2 protein-coding genes are annotated in these 4,087 nt (G+C 72.8%); both read left to right on the top strand.

The window, feature by feature from the left end:
- The coding region (locus AOK24_RS28460; protein WP_055722916.1) for a DUF2264 domain-containing protein at positions 1-1,491 on the top strand (1,491 nt) is incomplete at its 5' end.
- A gap of 49 nt (positions 1,492-1,540) precedes the next feature.
- The coding region (locus AOK24_RS28455; RefSeq protein ID WP_206191277.1) for a caspase family protein at positions 1,541-4,087 on the top strand (2,547 nt) is incomplete at its 3' end.

Genomic DNA, 4,087 nt, shown 5'->3' with positions numbered 1-4,087 from the left:
CTGCTGGCCGCGTTCCGCCGCGACGAGACAGCCCTCGAACGCTACGCGGACGGCCTCGCCGCCGGCACGGCAGGCGCCTGGCCGACGATCGAACACCGCAGCCAGCCCCTGGTGGAGGCCGCCTCCATCGCCCTCGCCCTGCGCCTCACCCGCCCCCTCCTGTGGGACCGCCTCGACGACGCCGTCCAGCAGCGCGCCGCCGCCTGGCTCACCGACGGCCTCACCGCCGAACCCTGGCCCTGCAACTGGGAGTTGTTCCCCGTCACCGTCGGCGGCTTCCTCGCCTCCATCGGCCACGAACCCGAAGCCTCCCACCGTGCCATCGACCACGGCCTCGAACGCATCGAGCAGTGGTACGTCGCCGACGGCTGGTACACCGACGGCGACGGCCGCAAGTTCGACTACTACAACGGCTGGGCCATGCACCTCTACCCGGTCCTGCACGCGTGGCTCGCGGACGACGAGAAGCTCCTCGACCTCTACGGAGGCCGCCTGGAACGCCATCTCGCCGACTACGCCCGCCTGTTCGGCGCCGACGGCGCGCCGATGCACCAGGGCCGCTCCCTCACCTACCGCTTCGCGACGACGGCCCCCCTCTGGCTCGGCGCCCTCACCGGCCGCACCCCCCTGAAGCCCGGCGAGACCCGCCGCCTGGCCTCCGGCGCCCTGAAGTACTTCCTGGACCGCGACGCGGTCTCCCCGCAGGGCCTCCTCACCCTGGGCTGGCACGGCCCCGACTCCGGTGTCCTGCAAGGCTATTCGGGCCCGGCGTCCCCCTACTGGGCCAGCAAGGGCTTCCTCGGCCTCCTCCTGCCCCCGGAGCACGAGGTCTGGACAGCCGTGGAAACCCCGTCCCCCGCGGAGCGCGAGGACGCCCTCACCCCGCTGACCGCCCCCAACTGGCTGCTCCAGTCGACGAGTTCGGACGGCATCGTCCGCCTCCACAACCACGGCAGCGAGGACACCCGCTACGACCCGTACTACACGCGCCTCGCCTACTCGACGATCACGACCCCCGCGCCCGTTCCCGACAACAGCGTGCTCATCGGCGACGACCCCACCCGCACGGACATCACCCCCCTCGGCACGGGCCCCGACTGGATCGCGTCCCACCACACGACGGCCACGGACGCCCGCGTCACGAGCGTCACCCTCGCCCAAGGGGCCCTGGAAGTACGGGCGTTCCTCGTGTCGGGCGCCCCCGAGGGAACCCCCGTCCGCATCACGGGCTGGTCCGCGTCCGAAGGCACCCGCTCCGACCTCGTGACGGTGAAGGGCGAGCGCACCGGCCCCGGCCCGACCCTGTTCGTCGCCCTGGCGAGGCTCACCGGCGAGGCGGAACCAGGGGAGTTGAGAGAGGCGGTCGACGTGGAGACCACGGGAGAAGGGGAGTTGACGGTCCGGTGGGCCGGAGGCGGTTCGGTGAACGTCCGGATCGGCGTCGGCGAGGTCACCGTCAGCCGCCGGGACCATCCGGCTGCCGGAGCGTGATCGCTTCGCTACAGTGGTCGACATCGCGGACGGGGGCCGGAGGTTGGCGATGCGGGAGGCTCGGCGTTTCTTCATCGCCCTGGGCGTCGAGCGCTACCCGAACCTCCCCGAGCACGAACAACTCGGGAGCGTACCCTCCGACATCCGCGCGGTACGCGAACTCCTCGCCGGGTTCGGCTACCAGCACGTCCTGCCCGGACTCGGCGAGTACGACAGCGCGGACCAGATCCGGCAGAAACTCCGGCACTGGTCCGCCGACGCCGCCCTCACCCCCGACGACGTCGTCGTCTTCTACTACGCCGGACACGGCCTCGTACAGGACCGGGACCGCCACTACCTGCTGTGCTGGGACTCGCGGGACGACGAGGACGCCGCGACGACCGCCCTGGCCACCGAGGACCTGGTCCGCATCCTGTGCCGGGGCGACCTGAGCCACCTCCTCCTCGTCCTCGACACCTGCGCGGGCGCGGCGGGCGGCGCCGACGCGACGGCCCTCGCCCTCCAGACGATCGCCTACCGGCGCGGCGGCTCCGGGACCGCCGGCGGACTCTGGTTCCTGGCCTCCGCCCGCCGCAAGGACCTCGCCGAGGAAGGCCGGTTCGCCACCGCGCTGCCCGCCGCCGTCCAGATCACCACCGAACGCACCGGCCAACGCCAGCAGTTCCTCGACCTGACCGAACTGGTCAAGGCCGTCAACGAACGCTTCGAGGCCGACGGCACCGGCCAACGCGCCGAACTCGCCAGCGGGTTGGTCACCGGACTCGCCCCCTTCCTCCCCAACGCCGACTACCGCGAGGCGCTCCCGCCCATCGGCACCGACCTCGAACTCCAGCGCAGAGCCGCCACGCTGGACCTCGTCGACCACTTCGGGCCCCGATCACGCGGCGTCGAGTTCGAGTCCGAGCACGGCCTCTACTTCAGCGGCAGAACCCGCGTCCTCACCGAACTCACCAGGTGGCTCACCGCACTTGAGGGCGACGGCCGGGGCCGCGTCGTCACCGGACCGCCGGGCTGCGGCAAGTCCGCCGTACTCGGCCGGGTCGTCGCCCTCTCCGACCCCGGCTACCGGGCCCGCTTCGACCTCGACACCCTCGACCCCGCCACCGTCGTCCCCGAGAACTGCGTGACGGCCGCCGTGCACGCCCGGCACAAACGGCTCGACGAGATCGTCGACCGCATCGCCGTCCACCTCGGCATCGACGCCGACGGCACGGCCGCGCTCCTCCAGGAACTCACCCGGCGCGGGCGCGCGGGCTCCCCGACCGTCATCGTCGTGGACGCCGTCGACGAGGCCGGCTCCGACACCGCCGCCGACGCGGGCGGCCACGGCGAACCCCGGCGCATCACCCGGGAGTTGCTCCGACCCCTGTCCGAGATCCCCGGCGTACGGCTCCTCGTGGGCACCCGCCCCGAACTCGTCGGCCCGCTCGGCGCCACCTTCCACCCCATCGACCTCGACCGCCCCGGCTACCGCGCGGAGCGCGCCGACGTCGCCGGGTACGTCACCAAGATGCTCCTCGCCGAAGAGGAACCCCACGTCCGCAGCCCCTACCGGGACAAGCCCGCACTCGCCCGGGAAGTCGCGGCCGGAGTCGCCGCCAAAGCCGCCGGGGTCTTCCTCTACGCCCGCACCACCGCCCGCACCCTGCGCTCCGACCTCACCCCCGTCGACGTCCACCGCCCCGGCTGGGCCGACGACCTCCCCAGCGAGATCGGCGAGGCGTTCGACGACTACCTCGCCCGCTTCGGCCCCGACCAGCCCCGGGTACGCCGCATGCTCCTCCCCCTCGCCTTCTCCGAAGGCACCGGCCTGCCCCGGGGCCGGATCTGGACGTCCCTCGCCACCGCCCTCTCCGGCAGAGAATGCACAGAAAGCGATATCACCTGGTTGCTGGACGTCGCCGGCGCGTACGTCGCCGAAGTCGTCGACGACGACCGGCGCTCGGTGTACCGGCTCTACCACAAGGCCCTCGCCGAACACCTGCGGCGAGCCGCCGCCGGGCGCACCACCTCCGAGGTCCAGGCCGCCGTCCACCGCGCCCTCGCCGACGTCGTCCCCGCCCTCCCCGACGGCGGCCGGGACTGGTTCTCCGCGCCGCCCTACGTACGCCAGCACCTCGCCACCCACGCGGCGGCGGCCGGGCTCCTCCCCGACCTCATCGGCGATCCCGGGTTCCTGCTGGCCTGCGAACCCCTGGGCCTGCTGCGGGCGTTGGCGTCCGTCGACGGGGACGCGCCGCGGCGGATCAGGACCGCGTACGAGCAAGTCGCCCATCGCCTCACCCCTGACCGGCCGTTGGGTGACCGGGCGGCCGACCTTCAGCTCTCCGCGCGGCGTTGCGAAGCCGACGAACTCGCCGAGCGCATCGACGGGTTGGGGGTTTCGCTGCCCTGGACCGCACGGTGGGCCTGGTGGTCGGCCAGCGGTACGCATCGGTTGTTGAGCGGGCATGCGGATCGGGTGGACTGTGTCGCCGTCGGGGATCTCGACGATCGGCCCATCGCCGTGACCGGCAGTCCTGACGCGACAGTTCGGGTGTGGGACCTCACGACGCAGCGGCAGATCGGGGAGCCGTTGCGTCGTGAGGTCCCACAC

Source organism: Streptomyces niveiscabiei (assembly GCF_001419795.1).
GTDB classification, from domain to species: domain Bacteria; phylum Actinomycetota; class Actinomycetes; order Streptomycetales; family Streptomycetaceae; genus Streptomyces; species Streptomyces niveiscabiei.
Note: the sequence above shows the minus strand (reverse complement) of the source record. Positions and strands in the feature narration are given on the sequence as shown.